This is a genomic window from Streptomyces roseolus (genome assembly GCF_014649855.1).
GTDB classification, from domain to species: domain Bacteria; phylum Actinomycetota; class Actinomycetes; order Streptomycetales; family Streptomycetaceae; genus Streptomyces; species Streptomyces roseolus.
The window spans coordinates 168,390-189,356 of the sequence record NZ_BMTV01000003.1; the positions used below are offsets into that span (position 1 = coordinate 168,390).

General features: G+C 72.9%; 14 protein-coding genes and 1 pseudogene. 4 read left to right on the forward strand and 11 right to left on the reverse strand.

Going from position 1 to position 20,967, the window contains the following annotated elements:
* Window positions 1-77: 77 nt before the first annotated feature.
* Complete coding sequence (locus IE245_RS04645; RefSeq protein ID WP_189945424.1) at window positions 78-749, reverse strand: response regulator; 672 nt, start codon at window positions 747-749, stop codon at window positions 78-80.
* Complete coding sequence (locus IE245_RS04650) at window positions 746-1,939, reverse strand: sensor histidine kinase (protein WP_189945425.1); 1,194 nt, start codon at window positions 1,937-1,939, stop codon at window positions 746-748. Before IE245_RS04650 ends, IE245_RS04645 begins: the two co-directional genes overlap by 4 nt.
* A gap of 132 nt (window positions 1,940-2,071) precedes the next feature.
* Here IE245_RS04650 and IE245_RS04655 point away from each other — a divergent pair, with 132 nt between their 5' ends.
* Both IE245_RS04655 and IE245_RS04660 read left to right on the forward strand, forming a co-directional pair.
* Window positions 2,072-3,058 carry an ATP-binding cassette domain-containing protein gene (locus IE245_RS04655; protein ID WP_189945426.1) on the forward strand — a complete coding sequence of 329 codons (987 nt, stop codon included), beginning with the start codon at window positions 2,072-2,074 and terminating at the stop codon, window positions 3,056-3,058.
* Window positions 3,055-3,933, forward strand: a complete 879-nt coding sequence (locus IE245_RS04660) for an ABC transporter permease (RefSeq protein WP_189945427.1) — start codon at window positions 3,055-3,057, stop codon at window positions 3,931-3,933. The genes IE245_RS04655 and IE245_RS04660 overlap by 4 nt, the downstream gene beginning before the upstream one ends.
* A gap of 7 nt (window positions 3,934-3,940) precedes the next feature.
* On the opposite strand, the gene IE245_RS04665 is transcribed toward IE245_RS04660, so the two are convergent.
* From IE245_RS04665 to IE245_RS04700, 8 genes are all read right to left on the reverse strand, one after another.
* Window positions 3,941-4,993 carry a rhamnogalacturonan acetylesterase gene (locus IE245_RS04665; RefSeq protein WP_189945428.1) on the reverse strand — a complete coding sequence of 351 codons (1,053 nt, stop codon included), beginning with the start codon at window positions 4,991-4,993 and terminating at the stop codon, window positions 3,941-3,943.
* 17 nt (window positions 4,994-5,010) lie between these two features.
* Window positions 5,011-7,743, reverse strand: coding sequence for an exo-rhamnogalacturonan lyase family protein (locus IE245_RS04670; RefSeq protein WP_189945429.1), 2,733 nt, complete (start codon window positions 7,741-7,743; stop codon window positions 5,011-5,013).
* Between the two features lie 715 nt (window positions 7,744-8,458).
* Window positions 8,459-9,061: a hypothetical protein gene (locus tag IE245_RS04675; protein WP_189945430.1), complete on the reverse strand. Its 603-nt coding sequence runs from the start codon at window positions 9,059-9,061 to the stop codon at window positions 8,459-8,461.
* The gene (locus tag IE245_RS04680; RefSeq protein ID WP_189945431.1) at window positions 9,058-9,915 is read right to left on the reverse strand and encodes a carbohydrate ABC transporter permease; all 858 of its coding nucleotides are present in this window, start codon (window positions 9,913-9,915) and stop codon (window positions 9,058-9,060) included. The genes IE245_RS04675 and IE245_RS04680 overlap by 4 nt, the downstream gene beginning before the upstream one ends.
* A complete protein-coding gene (locus tag IE245_RS04685) occupies window positions 9,912-10,934 on the reverse strand; it encodes a carbohydrate ABC transporter permease (protein WP_229851067.1) in 1,023 nt (340 codons plus the stop codon). The genes IE245_RS04680 and IE245_RS04685 overlap by 4 nt, the downstream gene beginning before the upstream one ends.
* 11 nt (window positions 10,935-10,945) lie before the next feature.
* Window positions 10,946-12,232, reverse strand: coding sequence for an ABC transporter substrate-binding protein (locus IE245_RS04690; RefSeq protein ID WP_189945432.1), 1,287 nt, complete (start codon window positions 12,230-12,232; stop codon window positions 10,946-10,948).
* A gap of 160 nt (window positions 12,233-12,392) precedes the next feature.
* On the reverse strand, window positions 12,393-12,590 hold the full coding sequence (locus IE245_RS04695; protein ID WP_189945433.1) for a hypothetical protein: 198 nt from the start codon (window positions 12,588-12,590) through the stop codon (window positions 12,393-12,395).
* A 341-nt stretch (window positions 12,591-12,931) separates the two neighbouring features.
* On the reverse strand, window positions 12,932-15,847 hold the full coding sequence (locus IE245_RS04700) for a glycoside hydrolase family 48 protein (RefSeq protein WP_189945434.1): 2,916 nt from the start codon (window positions 15,845-15,847) through the stop codon (window positions 12,932-12,934).
* Window positions 15,848-16,162: 315 nt separating this feature from the next.
* On the opposite strand from IE245_RS04700, the pseudogene IE245_RS04705 reads away from it, so the two are divergent.
* Together IE245_RS04705 and IE245_RS04710 are read left to right on the forward strand one after the other, a co-directional pair.
* Window positions 16,163-17,485: pseudogene (locus tag IE245_RS04705) on the forward strand (cellulose binding domain-containing protein).
* A 53-nt stretch (window positions 17,486-17,538) separates the two neighbouring features.
* Window positions 17,539-19,275 carry a glycoside hydrolase family 6 protein gene (locus tag IE245_RS04710; RefSeq protein ID WP_189945435.1) on the forward strand — a complete coding sequence of 579 codons (1,737 nt, stop codon included), beginning with the start codon at window positions 17,539-17,541 and terminating at the stop codon, window positions 19,273-19,275.
* 320 nt (window positions 19,276-19,595) lie between these two features.
* Here the strand turns inward: IE245_RS04710 and IE245_RS04715 are convergent, their stop codons facing one another.
* Window positions 19,596-20,618: a LacI family DNA-binding transcriptional regulator gene (locus tag IE245_RS04715; RefSeq protein WP_189945577.1), complete on the reverse strand. Its 1,023-nt coding sequence runs from the start codon at window positions 20,616-20,618 to the stop codon at window positions 19,596-19,598.
* Between the last annotated feature and the right edge of the window lie 349 nt (window positions 20,619-20,967).

The window sequence follows — 20,967 nt, forward strand, 5'->3', positions numbered from 1 at the left end:
CCCCCCCGGGATACGGTGACGCCGCCGTGACCGGGCAGGGCGGCGGTGATCAGCGGCATCCTACGGGCGCCCGCGGCTCACCGGCCCGGGGCCACGAGGCCGAACTCGTAGGCCAGGATCACCAGGTGGATGCGGTCGCGGGCGGCGAGCCGGGTGAGCAGCCGGGCCACATGGGCCTTGGCGGTGGCCGGGCTGATGAAGAGCTCGCCCGCGATCTCCTGGTTGGACAGTCCGCGCCCCACGAGGGTGAGGACCTCCCGCTCGCGGTCGGTCACGGTCTCGGGGAGGGGCCGGGCGGCGGGGGCGACGGGGGCGGGCGGCCGGGCGAAGGCGGCGATCAGACGGGTGGTCACGGCCGGGGCGATCAGCGCGTCCCCGCCCGCGACCACCCGGACGGCGTTGAGGATGTCGTCGAGGTCCATGTCCTTGACGAGGAAGCCGCAGGCTCCGGCGCGCAGCGCCCCGTACACGTTCTCGTCGTCGTCGAAGGTGGTCAGGACCAGCACCCGGGCGCCGCTGGGGCCTTCGGAGATGAGCCGGGTCGCCTCGATGCCGTCCGTGCCCGGCATCCGTACGTCCATCAGCACCACGTCGGGGCGGGTCCGCTCGGCCAGGACGACCGCCTCGGCACCGTCGGCGGCCTCGCCGACCACGTCGAGACCGGGCGTCTCGGCGGCGAGCAGGCGCAGGCCCGCCCTGATGAGGGGCTGGTCGTCGACGAGGAGGAGCCGGACGGGGACGGCCGTCACCGGGCCTCCTCCGGGACGGGCAGGCGGGCCGCGACGCGGAAGCCGCCGCCCGGTCGCGGTCCGGCCGTGAACTCGCCGCGCAGCAGGGCGACCCGCTCGCGCATGCCGGTGATGCCGTAGCCGGCGCCGGATCCCCGAGGGCCGTCCCCGCGGCCACCGGCCCGGGCCGGGAGACCGGGGCCGTCGTCCGTGATCTCGACGCCGACCGCGTCGCCGCTCAGGTCGACGACGACCCGGCAGGCGTCGGTGCGCGCGTGCCGCACCACGTTGGTGACCCCTTCCTGCACGATCCGGTACGCGGCGAGCTCCACGTCCGGCGGAAGCCCCCGGGGCGCGCCGCGCCGCTCCAGGCCGACGCGCACGCCCGCGCCGGCGGTGGCCGCGACGAGCCGGTCGAGGTCGGCGAGACCGGGCGCGGGCTCGCGCGGCGCGGCCTCGGGGTCGTCCGCGCGGAGGGCGACCAGCATCCGGCGCAGCCCGGCCAGGGTGTCCTTCCCGGTGCTCTCGATCGCGGCGAGCGCCCGGTGGGCCTCCTCGGGCCGGGACCCGGCGACCCGGCGGCCGACCCCGGCCTGGATGGTGATGACGCCGATGCTGTGCGCCACCATGTCGTGGAGTTCGCGGGCGATGCGCAGCCGTTCCGCCGTGACGGCCTCGGCCGCCTCCCGCGACCGCAGCTCCCGGGCGTGGCGGCGCCGCTCGCGCAGCAGGTGGCCGGCCGTCCAGGCCAGCGCGGTGGTGAGCACGAGGACGACGAGGTGGGAGACGTACGCGTCCGCGCCGGTCCGCGCGAACCCCAGGGAGAGGGCCTGGACGGCGAGGGTCGCGGCGGCCGCCGCCGCGGCGGCGCGGGGACGGCGGGTGGCGGCCACGTACGCCACGGCGAGGCCGGCGAGGAGCGCCTGCGTCTGGCCGAGCTGCCAGCCGGCGCCCGTGCCGGGCCGGTACACGGCGGCGATCCGTGAGGAGGCCGCGACCGCCGCCGAGGCCGAACCGGCCAGGAACACGGCGAGCGCGGTCCCCGGGCGGCGCGGGAAGAGCGGGACGACCAGCGCCGCCGACAGCACGGGCAGCACGAGGCGTGTCCCGGTGGGCTCCGCGGTGTGCAGGACCACGGCGGTCGGCACCACGAGATAGGCGAGGGCGGCGGCCCAGGTGAGCGCACGGGCCACGGCCGGGGGAACGGTCATGCGGGAATCCTAGGAAGCGCCCCCGGGCGGCGCATCGGCCCGGCGGCTTACGCCCGCGGGCCACAGGACCGGCCCCGGGGCGCGCCCCGGGGCCGATGCCGGGAGGGGGCGTCCGGCGGCAGCGTGGACGGCGTGATCGAAGCGAACGCACTCACCAGACGCTACGGCGCCGTCACGGCGGTCGACCGGCTGTCCTTCACCGTCCGGCCGGGCCGTGTGACCGGCTTCCTCGGACCCAACGGGGCGGGCAAGTCCACCACCCTGCGCATGATCCTCGGCCTCACCGCGCCGACCTCCGGCACGGTGACGGTCGACGGGCGGCCGTTCCGCGACCGGCCGCGCGGACTCCGGCACGTCGGCGCCCTCCTCGACGCCCACGAGGTGCACGGGGGCCGTACCGCCCGCGCCCACCTCTCCGCGCTGGCCCACGGCAACGGCCTGCCGGCCCGCCGGGTCGAGGAGGTCCTCGGGACGGTCGGGCTCGCCGCCGCGGCCGGCCGGCGGATCGGCGGCTTCTCGCTGGGCATGAAGCAGCGGCTCGGGATCGCCGCCGCGCTCCTCGGCGATCCTCCCGTCCTCCTCTTCGACGAACCGCTCAACGGCCTCGACCCGGAGGGCGTGCGCTGGGTGCGGGGCCTGTTCCGGTCGCTGGCCGCGGAGGGCCGGGCGGTCCTGGTCTCCAGCCACCTCATGGGCGAGATGGAGCACACCGCCGACGACCTGCTCGTGATGGGCCGGGGCCGGGTCGTCGCCGCCGAGCCGCTCGCCGTCTTCGCCGCCCGGGGCGGGGGCACGACCGTCACGGTCCGCACCCCGGACCCGTCGGCCCTCTCCGGCGCGCTGCGGGCCGAGCCGGGGGCGGCGCTCCGCGAGGCGGGCGACGGCGCCTTGACGGTGACCGGCGTCAGCGCCGAACGCGTCGGCGACCTGGCGCACGCGCACGGCGTGCGGCTGCACGCACTGGCCGCCCGGACGGCCTCGCTGGAGGAGGTCTTCCTGGAACTGACCGCCGACCGGGTCGAGTTCGGCGCGGCGGGGACCACCGGCGCCGGGTCTGTGCGCCCGGAACGCCCTGTCGCGTCCGTGTCCGTGCCCGGTCGTGAGGAGTCCGCCCGATGAACGCCACCGCACCCGTCCGCCCCCTCGGCGCGCCGGCGGGACCGGCGCGGTTCCGGCATCTGCTCCGCTCGGAGTGGACCAAGCTGTGGTCGCTGCGCTCGACCCCGTACGTCCTCGGCGCGGGCGGTCTCGTGGTGACGGGGATCTGCGTCAACGCGGCCCGGTCGAACGCGGACCGGCTCGACCGGGGCCCGCGCCCGGGGCCGGGTCCCTCGCGGGGGACCGGGAGCGCGCCCGAAGCCGCTCCTTTCGCGTTCGACGCCCTCGGGACCGCGTTCGTCGATCCCGCCTGGCAGTTGCTGATGGTGCTCGCCGCCTGCCTCGGCGCGGCCGCGCTCTCCGGCGAGTACGCGACGGGCCTGGCGCGGACCACGTTCGCGGCGGTGCCGGACCGGCGGTCGGTCGTGGCCGCGAAGGCGGTCGTGGTGACGGCGGTGCTGCTGGCCTTCGGCACCTGCGTGGCCCTGACGTCGTTCGCGGCGACCCAGGCGCTGCTGCGGGAGCACGGCGGCCTGTCGCCGGCGGATCCGGGCGCGGTACGGGCCGTCGTCGCGTCCGCGCTGCTCGCGCCGGTGTGCGGCCTGGTGGGCCTGGCGGCGGGGGCGCTGGTGCGTCACGCGGCCGGGGCCGCCGTCACGGTGATCGGCGTGCTCCTGCTGCTGCCCGCGCTGTTCCGGGGCGACACGTACCGCTGGGTCAGGGAGACGGGCCGTCTGCTGCCCCTGGACGCCTGGGGGACGCTCGTCCACGACCCGGCGCTGCCGGTGGCGGAGAAGTACCCGGCGACGGTGGCGGAGGCGTGGACCGTCCTCGGCGCCTGGGGGGTGGCGGGGCTCGTCGTCGCGGTGGCGGCGGTCCGCCACCGCGACGTCTGAGCCGGCCCTAGCGGAGCACCCGCTCGGGCAGCAGGCCCCGGGCCTTCAACTCGGCGGCGACGAGCGCCGCGTACTCGGTGGCGCCGCGGACCGAGGTGTGGGTGTTGTCCCGCTTCTCGGCCGTCAGGTAGAGCGCCTTGGAGGGCTCGGGTCCGAGCTGTTCGACGCGGGCCCTGGTGAGGGCCGTGAGGTCGATCAGCGGGGTGGAGAGGGTCGCGGCGAGGGCGCGGATCTCGGCCGGGTGGTCGACGCCGAGGCCGTTGACGAGCAGGGCGACGCCGTTGTCCAGGGTGCCGTCCGCGTTGAACCAGCGGCGGACGATCGGGGTGACGAGGACGGGCTCGCCGCCGCGGGCCCGCACCCGCTCCACCAGGGCGGTGAGGTTGGCCCGGTAGCCGGCGGCGTCGGTCTGCTTGTCGTTGTGGGCGAGCTGGATCAGGACCGGGTCGCCGGGCCTGATCGCGGCCTCCACCCGGTCGAAGAGGGCCGGGTTCGAAAGGAAGGTGACGGTGCTCTCGCCGCCGTCGGCGTGGTTGGCGACGGCCGCCCCCCGCTTCAGGTGGACGGGGAGCTGCTGGCCCCAGCCGGTGTACGGGGCGCCGGGCTGGTCGCAGACGGTCGAGTCGCCGATCAGGAAGAGGCGGGTGGCCGCGGGGGCCGGCGTGACCCGGAGGCTCTCCACCCTGGGGGCGGTACCGCCGAACAGCAGGTCGAGGCCGGGGGTGCCGGTGGCGCCGGTGGGTTCGCCCTCGGGGTCGCGGACGTCGACGGTGAAGGAGCGGCGCAGCCGCTCGCCGGCCCGGGTCGGGGTCTCGGCGAGCAGGGCGCGCCGGGTCTCGCCGCTGACCGCGGTCGCGCCGGCGGTGTCGCCGCCGAGGGTGACGGTGACGTCGTATGTGCCGGGCGGAAGGTCGAAGTGGCAGGCGAGGGAGCCCCTTCCGGCGGCCTCCGCGCAGTGGTCGAGGCCCTGGCCGTACGGGGTGCCGGCGTGGGCGGTGGCGGGTGCGGTGGCGGCGAGGAGCGCGAGCAGGCTCGCCGCGAGGACCACGGTCCTCTTCATCGGGGTTCTCCTGTCCGTCACTGGGGGAGGTGGTCGCCGACGAGGGCGAGGTTCTGGATGGCGGCGAGGCCGTAGAGGGCGGTGGTGTTGGTGCTGATCCAGAGGTGCTCGTAGCCGGGTTCGAGGGCGGCGGGGCCCTGGACGGGGGTCTTGTCCCAGACCATCGCGGACGTGTAACCGTCGCTCTTGTCGAACTTGGCCCAGGCGCGCTGGGCGAGTTTGGCGTCGTTCAGCTGGGCGGCGGCGTAGGCGTCCTGGCGGGAGTGGCCCTGGAAGAGGAGCAGGGTGCCGAAGTTCTTCCCGTAGCGGGCGGCCTGTTCGGTCTTGGTGGCGTTGAAGTAGCGGCAGTAGTCGAGCCAGGCGGACCGGAAGGCCGGCATGTCGACGAGGTCGATGAGCTCGGCGCACATCTCGACGAGGCCGAACATGGCGGAGAGGTGGGAGACGCCGACGACGGGCTCCGCGGCGACCGCGAAGCGCCCGGTGTCGAGGTCGTAGAGGCCGGTGCCCTGGACGAAGCCGTTGGGCTGGGCGGCGATGGTCTCCATGGTGGAGCGCAGCCGCGCCTCCGCCTTCGCGGCCTTGGGTCCGCCGCGCTCCCACTCGGTGAGCCAGGCCGCGGCCAGACCGCTCCAGTCGGTGCCGAAGCCGATGGAGAGGGCGTGGCGGTCGGGGGTGTAGGGCTCGGTGCGGATCTTGCGGATGGGGTCGAGGACGAGGAAGGTCTCGTCGGAGTCGACCAGGTCGCTCATGAGGTCGCCGACGCGCTCGTCGGCGGTGAGGAAGTAGTAGGGGCGGCGGTAGACGGCGGTCGAGATCCGCTGCTGCTTGGCGCTGCACGCGAAGTGCTGGACGCCGTGGCGGGTGCCGAGCCCGGCCCACCGGCCCAGGTGGTAGACGTCGACCTCGCCGGTGTGCCGGGTCATGGCCTCGGCGAAGCGGAAGACGTCGGCGCGGCCGGACCGCAGGTAGGCGTACCAGAGCCACAGGTCGGGCGAGAGCTCGGAGTTGTCCCAGGCGTAGCCGCCGACGTCGTACCGCCACTGGTGCCGGTCCTCGTCGTACGTGTGCATGATGTCGCCGTAATCCCAGAAGCCGTACCAACGGCGCTGCTCGGCCTGGTCTTTGTAGTAGGTGAAGAGGTAGTCGAGCCGGTCCTCGATCCGCGCCTTCGCGGGGGTGGAGCGGTCGACCGGCGAGAACAGTCCGCCGAAGACGCGGGCGCGGACCAGGTCCTCGGGGCTCGCGGCGAGCTGCGGCGGGACGCGGACGGCGGCGGCCTGGGCGACGAGGGCGGTGGCGGTCGGGGTGGCGGCGTTGGCCCAGAACATCAGCTCGCTGGTGCGGGCGATGCCGTAGGGGGTGCCGAAGCCGGGCTCGTAGTCCTCGTAGGTGATGTTGAGGCCTTCGAGCTGCTCGGGGAAGGTGTCCTGGCCCATGCCGTCGTGGTAGAAGCGCAGGTCCATCGGCTGCGCCTCGGGCGACCAGAGCCAGAGGGTGACCTCGGCCTCGTCGCCGGCGGCGCCGCGGACGTCGAGCTGGGCGGGGTGCTTCTGCCAGAAGTCCCGCAGCCCGAAGGAGAGTCCGCCGCTCGCGCCGCCGACGTAGCCGAAGCCGCCGGCCCGCCGCCCGCCGCCGGCGGGGATCCAGCCGTGGCCGGCCTTGGTGCGCTTGCGGATCGAGAAGCCGTCGGCGGTGAGCTGCGACAGCGTGTAGTCGCCCCACGTGGGGATGTACTGCAGCCGGCTGGTGACCCGCTGGTCCCAGGTGGCCGGGTCGGGCAGCCTCTCCCCCTTGACCTGCGCGGCACGGACGGCGGCGCCGGGGTCGCGGCGCAGGCCGGTGATGCCCTGGACGGCCTCGGTGAGGAAGCCGGCGTCCTCGCCCGCGAGGCGGACGTGCCGGTCGTAGAAGGCGTCGCGCAGGGGGACGGTGAAGCGGACGCCGAGCCCGCGGATGAAGTCCTTGTTCTGGTCGCCGTCGTAGGTGATCGTGTGGATCATCCGGAGGGCCTCGGAGCCGGCGTAGAAGTAGAGCCGCACGGAGAAGGGGAGCCAACTCCTGCTCCCCTTGCGGTGCTTGCCGTCGATCCTGACCACGGCCCGGACGGGCCCGTCCTGTTCGACGACGGCACCGGAGATCTCGCCGTCGAACCGCTCCCACCTGGCGTTGCCCTGGTCGCCGTCGTCGAGGTCGCTCTGCCGCAGCAGGACGAGCCGCCCGTCGGTGGCGATCTTCACGCCGTCGCGGGTGAGGGACTCGACGAGCTTGCCGCCGTCCTTCCACAGCACGGCCTTCACGACACCGGTGTCGACGGTGATCCTGCGGTCGGTCTCGCTGACGGTGACCTTCTTCGCGCCGGCCGCGGGCGTGCCGGGCGCGAGCGCGTACCGCTCGGCCCCGGCCGCCTCGGGCCCGACCGCGTGCGCGGTCCACTTCAGCGACCCGTCGGGCCAGCGGGCGGTGGTCCACGTCTGCACGGGCACGGGGGCGCCGTCGGCGGTGGTGAGCGCGAACTCCCGGTCCCCCGGGTGCACGCCCTTCGGCCAGGCGACCCCGAAGGTCGACCCGCCCGCGGCCCCGAGCCCACCCGGCTCCAGCCACGTGATGCTCGCGGGCCGCTCCTCGGCGGCCGGCTCGGTGACGGACGCCGCCTGCGCCTCGCTCCGCCCGAGCGCCCAGCTGAACTGGGCGGCGGCACCGGCGACGGCAGCCGCCTTGAGGAGGGAACGACGAGGTATCGAGGACACGTGAACTCCTTTCGAGGGCGCGCCTGCGGCACGCCCGAGGGAGGGGAGGTGGCACGGGGGACGGAGGTAGGAGTCAGGGGATACGGAGATATGGAGCTATGGAGCTATGGAGCTGGCGGGACACGAGGTACGGGGCCGTGGCCGGGGCCGGCCACACGGCCTGACGGGCCGACGCACCACCGGGGGCGGAAAGGGGGCGGACGGGGCTCGGGCCCGGGCCTAGCTCAAGCCCTGACTCGGGCCCAGGCCCGGCCCCGGGCCGGCTCGGGCCTGATCCCGGCCCCGGGCTCGGGCTCTGGCCCCGCCTCGGACTCAGGCCAGGTCGCGGACTCAGGATCGAATCCGGACTCAGGCCCGGGGCCGGGCTCGGACCCGGCTCGGACTCGGGTCCTGACCGGGCCTGGGCTCATGCCAGGTACCTGGCCTGGGCTCAGGCCCGGCACCGAGCTGGCCCGGACCTGATCCCGGGCCGGCCTCGCCCCGGGCCCGGGTCCGGGCTCGGGCTCGGGCTCGGGCTCGGGCTCGGGCTCGGCTACGGACCTGGGTCCGGGCCGGGTTCGGATCCGGGTTCCGGCCAGACCGGACCACGGGTCCGGGCCGCGCTCGTGCTCGCATCGCGGGCCCGGGCCCTCGTGGGGCTCAAGTCCGGCGTCGGCGAGGGGGCCGGCCGGGGAAGGTGCCCGGCGCGGCGGCACCGTCCCCGGGCGCCCGTGGGTCAGGTGGCCGCGAGGGCGGTCGTGCGGTGGTCGGCCGCCAGGGCGCCGGCGACCAGGAGGCCCAGGGCGGGCAGTGCCAGGGGGGCGGAGAACCAGGCGGAGGCGACGACGACCGCCAGGCCGCAGACGACGAGCAGGGAACCGGCCGGGTCACGCAGCGAGCGGCGCCAGGCGCCCGCGAGCAGCGCTCGCCAGGCGGCGCCGGGCCGCCAGGCGGTGGCCGCCCGGAGCACGGTGACGGTCGCCCAGAGCGCCGCCAGGATCGCGAGGGCCCCGGCCGCCCGCCCGCCGGGCACCGGCAGCGCCCGTACGAGCGCGAGGTCGGCCTGGACCAGGGCGAGCGCCGCCCACCAGCCCAGGCCCACCGCCCACCCGCCGCCCCGCAGGGCGGCGCGCAGGTCGGCGGCGAAGGAGCGCAGCCCGGTCTCCTCGCCCTCGACGGTGCGCCGCAGGTGCCCCGCGCCGGCGGCGAACGCCGCCGGCAGGGTGACGAGCGGGAGCGCGGCGACGGCGATCCACACCCCCGTCAGCAGGCATTCGGCGAAGACGGCGAAGCGGGCGAAGAAGCGCGCGCCGCGCACCGGGGCGCCGGCGGTGGTCACTTGAGCCCCGAGGTGGCCATGCCGTCGATCAGGTAGCGCTGGAAGGCGAGGAAGAACGCGACCACGGGCAGCAGCGCCACCAGCGACATCGCGATCATGCCGCCGTAGTTGGCGACGCCGTCCTGGTCGACGAACATCTTGAGGCCCAGCGACACGGTGTACTTCTCCGGTTCGTTGAGGTAGATCAGCGGACCCATGAAGTCGTTCCACGCGTTGATGAAGGTGAAGATCGCGCTGGTGATCAGCGCCGGCCGGCACAGCGGCAGCACGATCGACCAGTACGTCCGCAGGTGCCCGCACCCGTCGAGCCGCGCCGCCTCGTCCAGCTCCCGGGGAAGCCCGCGCATGAACTGGACCATCAGGAAGACGAAGAAGGCGTCGGTGGCGAGGTACTTGCCGAGCAGCAACGGCGTGTACGTGTTGATGAGTTCGAGCTTCTGGAAGAGCACGTACTGCGGAATGAGCAGCACGTGGTACGGCAGCAGCAGGGTGCCGATCATCAGCGTGAAGAGGAGGTTCCGGCCCGCGAAGCCGATCTTGGCGAAGGCGTAGGCGGCGAGGGAGCTGGAGACCAGCACGCCGACGACCGAAGCGAGCGCCAGGAAGAGCGAGTTGCCGAAGAAGGTGGAGATGGGGATGTCGGCGATGCCGTCGGCGAGCCGCCGGTAGTTGTCGGTGATGGGGTCCGTCGGGAGGACGTTCAGGCTGCCGACGATCTCGTCGTTGGGCTTGAACGAGCCGCCGATCACCCACATCACCGGATAGAGCACCACCGCGAGGACGGCGAGCGAGCCGAGGTGCCAGGCGAGAGACCCGGCGCGGACGCCCCGCGCCCCGGTACGGACGAGGCTCATCGGCCCCCCTCCTCGTAGTGCACCCAGCGCCGCTGGGACCAGAACAGGACCGCCGTGACCAGGCCGACGGCGAGCAGCAGCATCCAGGCCATGGCGGAGGCGAGGCCCATCCGGCTGTTCTCGAAGCCCTGGACGTAGAGGTAGCAGGTGTAGACGAGCGTGCCGTCGGCCGGTCCGCAGGCGTTGCCCTGGCTGCCGATGATGTAGGCGGAGCCGAAGATCTGGAAGGAGTGGATGGTCTCCAGGAGCACGTTGAAGAAGAGCACCGGGGAGATCATCGGCAGGGTGATGTTCCAGAACCTGCGCCAGGGCCCCGCGCCGTCCATCTGCGCGGCCTCGTACAGCTCGCGGGGCACCTGCTTGAGCCCGGCGAGGAAGATGACCATGGGCGCGCCGAACTGCCAGACGGTGAGCGCCACCAGAGCGTAGATGATCTTGTCGGGGTCGCCGATCCAGCCGCCCGGGTCGAGTCCGATGAGCTGCTGGGCCCGGTCGACGGGGGCGTTGTCGGAGAAGAGGGCGCGCCAGACGATGGCGATGGAGACGCTGGCGCCGATGAGCGACGGGGCGTAGAACGCGGCCCGGTAGAAGCCCTGTCCGCGCCGGCTCTGGTTGAGGAGGACGGCGACGCCGAGGGCGGCGGCCAGCTTCAGCGGGGTGCCGAGGACCACGTACCAGCCGGTGACCTCGACGGAGGTGCGCCAGCGGGGGTCGCCGAACATCTCGGTGAAGTTGTCGAGCCCGATCCAGCGGGGGGCGTCGAAGAGGTTGTAGTCGGTGAAGGCGAAGTAGAGCGAGACGGCCATGGGCCCCGCGGTCAGCAGCAGGAAGCCGGTGATCCAGGGGGACATGAAGAGGTAGCCGGCGAGGTTCTCGCGGGCGTTGCGGCGCCGGGGGGCGCCGCCCGCCGGCCGGCGGGGGTGCCCGTCCCGCGGGGCGGGGACCGCGGACGCGGTGCCCCCGCCCGGCGGGGCCGTCGCCGGGCTCTCCGGCGCGGCGGGGTTCGGTACGGTGTTCACGGCGGTGTCCATCAGGCCGAGAGGGCCGTCTTCGCCTCGGTGAAGTACTGCTTCACCGCGTCGGCGACGGTCCGGGTGCCGAGGGACATCTCCTCGGAGAGGCGCAGGAAGGCCGCCTCGCAGACGTCGGCGCCGGCCGGGTGCGGGGTGATCTGCTCCAGGACGCGGCTCTCGACGAGCTGCTTCTCGTACGCGGCGATCTGCTTGCCGACCTCGTCGGTGGGGACGTAGGCCGCGTTCTGCGCCTCGGTGGCGGGGACGCCCCGGTCGTAGCCCATGATCTTGCCGACCTCGGGGTCGTGGACCATGAAGTCGATGAACTGGGCGACTTCCTTGGGGTGCTTGGTGCGCTTGGAGGCGCTGAGCATGAGCGAGCCGAGGTACTGGCCGGTGCGCTTGCCGTCGGTGGTGGGGATGGGCGCGAGGCCGTACCGGCTCTTGCCCTCGGAGGTGTAGCGGACGGTGAAGTTGTCCCAGGTGAACTCGCAGCCGGCGAGTTCGGCGGTGACGGCGGACTTCGGCTTGGCCTGGATGGTCTTCTTCGGGTCGGCGTAGACGCCGGACTCGACGCGCCCGGCGGCCTTGTTCCACCAGTCCGTCAGATCGGCCTCGGTGAAGCCGAGTCCGGAGGCGGTGAAGAAGGCCTTGCCCTGCTGGCGCAGGTAGAGGTCGTAGAGGTACATGATCCCGTAGGGTCCGGCGTCACCGGCCCGGCCGGCCGTCTCCCGGATCTTCGCCAGGGCGTCGTGGTACTCGTCCCAGGTCCAGCCGGGCTTGGGGGTGACCTTGGCCTTGGCGAAGACCGCCTCGTCGATGACGAGGGCCATGGAGTTGGAGCCGACGGGGACGCCGACGAGCTTGCCGTCGACCTCGCCGAACTTCTCCAGGCCGGCCCGGAAGCCCTCCAGGCGGAGGTTTCCGGCCTCGACCTGCTCGCGCAGGTCGAGGAGGACGTTCTTGGCGTCGTACTTGCGCAGGAAGCCGATGGCGTTCTGGAAGACGTCGGGCGTGTTCCCGCCGGACGCCTGGGTGTTGAACTTCTTCCAGAAGTCGGCGTACGGCTGGAAGTCGGTCTTCACCTTGATCTTCGGGAACTTCTTCTCGAAGAGGGCGATCGACTGGTTGATCCGCTTGGCGCGGTCGTCGGAGCCCCACCAGGTGTACCGGATGGTGACGGTGCCGTCGCCACCGGAGTCGGAGCCGCCTCCGCAGCCCGCCGCGGTCAGGCCGAGTGCCGCCACCGAGCCACCCGTGATCTTCAGCAGACTCCGACGGTCGACAGTGCCATGAGTACGCACAGTTCGTCCTCCCGCGCGTGATTAGAACGTTTCAGGAAAGCGCTTGCTGGGTCACCGTAGGTTCGCCCGTCAGCCACGTCAACGCTTCGGACAGGATCTTTCGAAGCGCTTCGAATCCTCCCCGCACCCCACCGCAGTGAAAGGATTCAAAAGGAGCCGGTCAGGCCGGCCGGAGGACGTTCCGGGCCATCGGTTCCGGGACCACCTTCAGCACCCCGCCCGCGAGCTCCGCGCCGGCCACCGCGTGGGACACCACCCGGCCGGGCGCGGCCGGGGCGCCGCAGGCCTCGGGGCCGACGCGGCCGACGGTGAAGTCGGGGTCGGGGACGAAGCGGGCGGTGCGCCCGGGAAGGGTCACGGAGAATCCTCTCGTTCGAGATTTCGGCCGATGGCCGTGGGTTCGAACGAGAACGTAAGAGCGGGGTCGTCGTCGGGTCAATGGATCACCGGCGGATGCATCCGAGATATCGGATGCAATCTCCCGGATCCTTGATCCCCGGATGCTGGATCCAACGTCCCTGATCCGGGATCCAACCTCCTGGATCCAGCCCCCAATCTTCTGGATCTGGGATCCGGCCTTCTGGATCCGGGATCCAGGATCCGTCCGTCCGTCCGTCGCAAGCCGAAGGCCGGGCGGGCCCCCTTCGGGGGACCGCCCGGCCTCGTCGTACGCGGAGCCCGCTCGCGCGGGGCGGGCTGTTATTCGAGCAGCTCCGCGTACGAGCCCATGGCCAGGGCGATGTCCGCCTGGGCCCAGAACCGGTGGTAGGTGAAGACGGGGGCGGCGCCGCCCGCCAGGTAGGCCTCGATCTTCGGCCAGGCCGGGTCGTCCTGGTAGAAGGAGCGGATCGAGGCGAAGGTGGAGGTGTTGTTCACCGCGTCGCCGTTCGGCATGACGCCGGTCCAGCCGCTCGGCACGTACACCTGGTCGTCGAAGCGGTTGTAGTCGGCACGGGTCTCCTCGACGGCGATGCCGAGCGGGTCCTGGTGGTGCTCCCACATGCCGTCGAGGAGGGCCTTGGCGACCCGCTTGGCCTCCGCGTGGCCGGACTTGGCCGCGTAGTAGGTGAGGGTCTTGGCGTAGGCGGCGGCCACACCGACGTCGTTGGTGTAGTCGGCGACGGTGACGTGCAGGCCGTTGTTGGCACCGGGGTTCGCCGCGTTCCAGGTGTCGGGCGCGCCGGACCACTGGAGGGTGGACGGGATGCGGAAGGTGCCGTCGGGGTTGATGGTGGTCTTGGACAGCGCCCAGGAGACCCACTTGTCGAGGACGGTCTTCGCCTCGGCGTTGCCGGTCTGCTGGTAGTACTCGGCGACGCGCTCCATGGACCAGGCCTGGAAGCCGAACCACTGGTTCGACGCCGGGTCGTGGTAGACGGGCTTCTCGTCGTAGTACATGCCGTAGAAGGTGGGGGTGCCGGCCGGCGGGGTGGCGTAGCGGCCCTGCCAGCTGTTGGTGGCGCCGCCCGCGATGCCGCCCTCGCTGGACTGGAGCCAGCGGTAGAACTCCAGCTGCCGGTCGAGGCTGGTCGCCCAGTCCGCCTGGCCGGTCGCCGACTTGGGCTTGAGCGGGGCGTACTCGCTGAGCGCGTACGCGGCGAGCGGGTTCTGGTAGCCGCTGTGGTTGTGGCTGGATCCGATCCGCCACGACCAGCCGGCGGAGGTGTCGACGGCTCCGCCCCAGGCGTAGTACCAGGACATCAGGTAGTGGGCGCTGTCCTTGCCGGTGCCGGCCGGGCAGGCGGTCGGGCCGACGCAGTTCCCGATCTTCTTGAAGTACTTGTCGAACATGGCGTACCGCAGGTAGTCGCCCATCTTGGCGGCCTTGCCGACGGTGGCGGAGACCTGCGCGCCCTTGCCCTGCTCCTTGGCCCAGAGGTCGGCCCAGTAGGCGGCCTGGACGGCGCGGGCGTCGGCGTCGGGGGCGTTGGTGTACTTCCACTGCTTGGCGTAGGAGGCGTCCCCGGTGAAGATGTCGAGGTAGCCGTTCTTGCCGCCGTAGGAGAAGTTGTCGCAGGTCGGGTGGGTGACGGTCTCCCAGACGGACTCCTGCGGGCCGCGCTGGAAGGTGTTGATGTACGAGGGGCCGGTCGCCGTCGGTCCCGCGGAGCACTTGCCGGGTTCGTTGCCGAAGCCGTAGACGTTGTCGACGTCCTGGATCCAGTGCATGCCGTAGATGTCGTCGGTGCCGTAGGCGCTCTTCAGCTCGGCCGCGATCGGGTCGGAGCCGGAGGTGACGCCGGAGTCCAGCCTCGCCGGGTACTGCGAGGGGAGGTCCCACTCGGGGGCGTAGGTGGCCGGCTTCGAGGCGTTGTACGAGGAGTTCGTGGGCTGGTCGGCGTGGGTCGGGATCATGAACTTCTCCATGATGTCCCAGGCGCCGTTGAACTTGGTCCAGTCACCGGTGATCTTGCCGTACATGGCCTGGAGCCAGATGAGGTAGCTGTACGCCTCCGAGGTCGTCTCGTGCCCGTGGTCGGGGGCCTCGACGATCAGGGTCTCGACGGAGTGGTACGGGATGCCCTCGGGCGAGAAGTAGCCGTTGGCCGGGTTGGTGATCTTCCCGTAGAGGTCGAGGAAGCGCGCGTCGTAGGTGGAGTCCGCGGCGAGCTGGGTGGCCTGGACCTCGGCCTTGGCGTGGCCGGGGGCGCTCGCGGTGAAGACGGCGACGCCGGTGCCGGTCGCGGCGGCGGTGACGGTCACCTTCTGGGCGGTGTTCCAGTTCGCCGGGGTGAAGGTGAGCGTGGCCGGGGAGGCCGTCAGGCCGGTGTTCCCGGAGGTACGGGCCACGGTGACGGTGACGTTCGCCGCCGGGGCCTTCGACAGCTTGAGGTCGAAGGTGCCGGTGGAGCCCTGGCGGACGGCCAGCTGGCCCGGGCTGACGACGAGCGCGGGGCCCGCGGCGACGGTGATGCCGACCGGGGCGGACTCGCCGGAGGCGCCCTGGCTGTCGTACGCCTTGGCGTAGAGCGAGTGGGCGCCGGTGGCGAGGCCGGCGGCGCTGTACGTGAACGGCGCGGTGGTGTCGGTGCCGAGGAGGGTCGTGTCGCTGTAGAACTCGACCTTGTCGACGGTGGCGCCGTCGGCCGCGGCGGCGGTGGCGGCGAGCGGGACGGCGTCGCCCTGGGCGTAGACCGCGCCGGCGGCGGGGCTGGTGAGGACGGCGACCGGCGGCTGGTGGGCCCCGGCGCACAGGGTGCCGTTGACGGCGAAGTTCGTCGGGGCGGTGTTGGCCCCGCTGTAGGTGAACTGGCCGCCGGCGGTGACGGCGGCGCCGGCGGCGATCGTGCCGTTCCAGCCGGCGTTGGTGACGGTGACGTTCTTGCCGGACTGGGACCAGACCCCGCTCCAGCCGTTGGTGAGCTTCTGGTCACCGGCGTAGGAGTAGGTGAGGGTCCAGCCGTCGATGGCGGCGGTGCCCCGGTTGGTGAGGGTGAGTTCGGCGGTGAAGCCCGAACCCCAGTCGTTGGTCTTGTAGTCGACGCTGCACGCGAGGGCGGCGGCCTGCGCGGTGCCGGCCCCGGCACCGGCGGCCAGCAGGCCGAGGGGGAGCGCGAGCGCGGCGGTCAGGGCGGTCAGGTGCCTGCGTGGGCGGCGTGGTCTCAGGCGTTGCATGCGGGTGGGTCTCCTCGCGGCTCGGGAGGTCGGTTGGTGCGAAGAGCGGGCCGTACGGAGCGCGTCGGTGGTGCGGGGAACGGGCCGTACGGGGGGTGCGTGAACAAGCCGTGAACCAGTGGGAGCGCTCCCACTGTGCAAGCGTGACGCAACCACGTCAAGATGCGTGAAGAGTCGAAGGCAAACGACGAGCAATTTCCCCAACTCCTCTTTTGCTTGGCCGCCGTTGGCGCTACGGTCTGCCCCGACCAGTGGGAGCGATTCCATCCAGTCGGCACGCCGTCAGGAGCGTGCCCTCGCTGCGAGGACTCGCTCATGCGAAGACCCCCACGTCCCACCGCGCCGCTCGCAGGAGCGGCGGACACGACGGCGAGCACCGCGCTCGCCGTCGTGGGTACGGCCCCAGGAGCCGCGGCCGCACCCGTCTGCACCGTGAAGCACTCGGTCGCCGGCCAGTGGACCGGGGGCTTCCGGGGTGCCGTCACCGACGACGGCACGGCGCTGAACGACTGGAGCCTCGGCTTCCCCTTCCCGGCCGGCCGGCAGGTCGGCCGGGGCCGGGGCGGCAAGTGGACCCGGTCCGGCGCCGCCGTGACCGTCGTCGACGGGGGCTGGAACGCCCGGCTCGGCTCCGGCGCGAAGGTGACGACGGGCTTCGTCGCCTCGTGGACGGGGTCCGACACGGCTCCGGCCTCCTTCACCCTCGACGGTGCGCCCCGCACCGTGGACGGGCCGACCGCACTGCCCGCCCGTACGCCTCCGACCACCCCGCCCACGACTCCCCCGACCGACCCTCCGACCACACCACCCACCACCCCGCCCACGTCGCCGCCGCCCACCCCGGTCTCCGGCGCACCCGAACTCACCGTCACCGGCGACAAGTTCACCGACCAGAACGGCGCGGTCCGCCGGCTCCTCGGCGTCAACCGCTCCGGCGGCGAGTTCATGTGCGCGCAGGGCCACGGCACCGGGGACGGTCCGGTCGACGACGCCTCCGTCGAGGCGATCGCCGACCGGAAAGCCGACACGGTCCGCATCCCCCTCGACGAGGAGTGCCGGGGCGAACACCTTCAAGAACGACGAGCGGGTCGTCCTCGACCTCTTCAACGAGCCCCGTCCGGACCGGGCGACCTCCGACGCGACCCAGGCATGGACCTGCCGGCGCGACGGCGGCACCTGCCCCGGCATCGGGTACGAGGTCGCCGGCACGCAGGACCCGGTGGACGCGGTCCGCGCCACGGGAGCGAGGAACCTGATCCTCGTCCCGGCATCGCGTACTCCGACGACCTCAGCCGGTGGCTCACGTACCGCCCCACGGATCCGGCTGCCGACCTGGCCGCCGCCCGGCACGTCTACGACTTCGACACCCGCTCCACCGAGACGTGCCGGAACGACACCCTCGCCCACGTGGCCGCCCACGTGGCCCTCCTCGCGGGCGAGATCGGTGAGAACACCTGCGGACACGCGTTCGTCGACCGCGTCATGAAGTGGTTCGACGACCGCGGGCTCTCGTACCTGGGCCGGACCTGGAACACCTGGAACCGCGACTCCGGTCCCGCGCTGATCACCTCGTACGACGGCACTCCCACCGCATTCGGCGCCGGGCCGCGCGACCACCTGCGCGCCCTCGCCCCGTGACCCCCGTCGGTCCCGTACATCCGAAGAATCCCCAGAAAGGAACACCCACCCCCATGAGCCGCACCAGCCGTACCGCCCTCCTGGCGGCCCTCGGCCTCATCGCAGCGTCCGGAGCGACCGCCACGGTCTTCGGCTCCACCGCCGGCGCAGCCACCCCCGGCTGCAAGGTGGACTACTCCGTCACCAACCAGTGGAGCACCGGCTTCGGCGCCAACGTCGTCGTCACCAACACCGGTGACCCGACGTCCTCGTGGACCCTGGAGTGGTCCTACGCCGGCAACCAGCAGGTGACCCAGGGCTGGAACGCCACCATCACCCAGTCCGGCTCCGCCGTGACCGCCAAGAGCCTGTCCTACAACGGGGCGCTCGCCACCGGTGGTTCGACCTCCTTCGGCTTCAACGGTTCCTACAGCGGCACCAACGCGGTGCCCGCCACCTTCAAGCTGAACGGCGTCACCTGCAACACCGCCACCCAGCCGACGGACCCGCCGACCACGCCGCCCACCACCCCGCCGACGACCCCGCCCACGACGCCGGGCTCGAAGGCCGACAACCCGTACGCCGGAGCCAAGGTGTACGTCAACCCCGACTGGCGCGCCAAGGCCGAGGCCGAGCCGGGCGGCAGCCGGATCTCCAACCAGCCCACCGGCGTCTGGCTGGACCGCATCGCCGCCATCAACGGCACGCCCGGCGCCCGGGGCCTGCGCGCCCACCTCGACGAGGCCCTGGTGCAGAAGGGCTCCGGCGAGCTCGTCGTCCAGCTGGTCATCTACAACCTGCCCGGCCGCGACTGTGCCGCGCTCGCCTCCAACGGCGAGCTGGGCCCGACGGAGATCGACAAGTACAAGACGCAGTACATCGACCCGATCGCCGCGATCCTCGCCGACCCGAAGTACGCGGGCCTGCGGATCGTCACCACGGTCGAGATCGACTCGCTCCCGAACCTCGTCACCAACGTCTCCGGACGCGACACCGCGACCGCGAACTGCGACGTGATGAAGGCGAACGGCAACTACATCAAGGGCGTCGGCTACGCGCTCAACAAGCTCGGCGCGATCCCGAACGTCTACAACTACGTCGACGCGGGCCACCACGGCTGGCTGGGCTGGGACTCCAACTTCGGTCCCTCCGCGGAGCTCTTCAAGACGGCCGCGACGGCCGAGGGCTCCACGGTCGCCAACGTCCACGGCTTCATCGTGAACACGGCCAACTACAGCGCCCTGAAGGAGGACAACTTCAAGGTCACCGACAGTGTGAACGGAACCTCCGTCCGCACGTCGAAGTGGATCGACTGGAACCAGTACACGGACGAGCTGTCCTACGCCCAGGCGATGCGCGACAAGCTCGTCTCGCTCGGCTTCGACAGCAAGCTCGGCATGCTGATCGACACCTCCCGCAACGGCTGGGGCGGCACCGCCCGGCCCACCGGCCCGGGTGCCCTGACCAGCGTCGACACCTACGTGAACGGCGGCCGCTACGACCGCCGCATCCACCTCGGCAACTGGTGCAACCAGGCCGGCGCCGGTCTCGGCGAGCGGCCTCAGGCGGCTCCCGCCGCGGGCATCGACGCGTACGTCTGGATGAAGCCCCCGGGCGAGTCCGACGGCGCGTCGAAGGAGATCCCGAACGACGAGGGCAAGGGCTTCGACCGCATGTGCGACCCGACCTACACGGGCAACGCCCGTAACGGCAACAGCATGTCCGGCGCCCTCCCCGACTCCCCCATCGCCGGCCAGTGGTTCTCGGCCCAGTTCCAGGAGCTCATGAAGAACGCGCACCCCGCGCTGTAACCCCTCACAGGGGGCGCCGTCCCGGCCCGGCGGGACCGGGACGGCGCCCCCGTGGGGAAGCGACCAAGGCCGGACGGGCCCGGGAACCCCGTCCGGCCTCTCGCGTGCCGTCCGCGGGGAGGTCGTTCCGCCGACGGGCCGCCCGGCGGCGGAACGCCCGGCGTCAGGGCGGCCGTCATCAGGACGCCCGTCGTCAGAACACTCATCGGCAGGACCGCCGCCGACAGGACGCCCGTCGACAGGACACCCATCGGCAGGACGCCCGTCATCAGGGCGACCGCCGGCAGCAGGCCGCGCCGGCAGGCCCGGCAGCGGGCCCGTCAGCAGGACTCCCGCACCACCAGCTCCGTCGGCAGGACGCGCTTCGGCACGTCCCCCCGGCCGCCCGGGGCGTCGTCGAGGAGCATCCGGGCCATGGTGCGTCCCATCTCCTCGATGGGCTGGCGGACGCTGGTGAGCGGGGGGTCCATGAGGCGGGCGACCGGGGAGTCGTCGACGCCCACGAGCGCCACGTCGTCCGGGACGCGGCGGCCGGCCTCGCGGAGGGCGGCCCGGGCACCGGCGGCCATGACGTCGGAGGCGGCGAAGACCGCGTCCAGGCCGGGACGGCGCTCCAGGAGCTCGCGCATGGCCGCGCGGCCGCCGTCCTCGGTGAAGTCGCCGGCGGCGACCAGGCCCTCGTCGGGGGCGTGGCCCGCCTCCGCCAGACCGGCGCGGTAGCCGCCCAGGCGGGCCCGGGCCACGTACATGTCCAGCGGGCCGGTGACGGTGGCGATGCGCTGCCGGCCGCGGCCGACGAGGTGGGCGACGGCGGCGCGGCCGGCGCCGATGTTGTCGGAGTCGACGTACGGGACGGATTCGGCCTCGGAGCGGCGGCCGTTCATGACGACCGGGATGCCGAGCTCGCGAACGCGGTCGGGGAGCGGGTCGTCGCCGTGCACGGAGGCGAGCAGGACGCCGTCGACGCGCTGGGCGGCGAGGTACTGCTCGAAGCGCTGCCGCTCCTGTTCGCTGCGGACCAGGGTGAGCAGCAGCTGCTTGTCGGCCTCGGCCAGTTCGGCGCTGACGCCGCGGATGAGGTCGAGGAAGTAGGGCTCGGCGAAGAGCCGTGCCTCGGCCTCGGGGATGACGAGGGCGACGGCGTCCGTGCGGCTGCCGGCGAGGGCGCGGGCGGCCTGGTTGGGCACGTAGCCGAGTTCGGCGACGGCCCGGGCCACGGCGGCGCGGGTCTGCTCGCTGACGCGCGGGGATCCGTTGATGACCCGTGAGACGGTGCCCCGGCCGACTCCGGCGCGGGCCGCGACCTGCTCCAGGGTGGGTCTGCTGTTCTGCCGTCCGTTCACCGTCGCCGTGCTCCCCTCGTCGGACTCGTGCAGCTCGCCAGAGCCGGGCACACCGGTATGGGAGCGCTCCCACCCTAGAGTACGGCGACGGGAATCCGCCACGCGCGCGTTCAGGAGATGACGTGAAGACCGGTGCCGGAGGCTCCGGAAACCCGCTGAACACCTTCCGGTAACGAATCCGCGTTCATGTCTTGACACCCCCACCCCCCCGGCGGCAACCTTCCGGCAACGACGTGGGAGCGCTCCCATCGGGGGGCGGCACCGCCTGCATCAGGTCCGGGCAGGGCCCGCCGAGCCGCGAGCAGCCGACCGGACCTCTTGGCGCACAACGAGCACCACCTTGGACGAG

What these genes read in the sequence shown, in the direction of transcription:
- IE245_RS04665 (WP_189945428.1), bottom strand. Translation starts at nt 4,993, where the DNA reads ATGAAGAGGACCGTGGTCCTCGCGGCGAGCCTGCTCGCGCTCCTCGCC.
- IE245_RS04660 (WP_189945427.1), top strand. Translation starts at nt 3,055, where the DNA reads ATGAACGCCACCGCACCCGTCCGCCCCCTCGGCGCGCCGGCGGGACCG.
- IE245_RS04700 (WP_189945434.1), bottom strand. Translation starts at nt 15,847, where the DNA reads ATGCAACGCCTGAGACCACGCCGCCCACGCAGGCACCTGACCGCCCTG.
- IE245_RS04680 (WP_189945431.1), bottom strand. Translation starts at nt 9,915, where the DNA reads ATGAGCCTCGTCCGTACCGGGGCGCGGGGCGTCCGCGCCGGGTCTCTC.
- IE245_RS04710 (WP_189945435.1), top strand. Translation starts at nt 17,539, where the DNA reads ATGAGCCGCACCAGCCGTACCGCCCTCCTGGCGGCCCTCGGCCTCATC.
- IE245_RS04650 (WP_189945425.1), bottom strand. Translation starts at nt 1,939, where the DNA reads ATGACCGTTCCCCCGGCCGTGGCCCGTGCGCTCACCTGGGCCGCCGCC.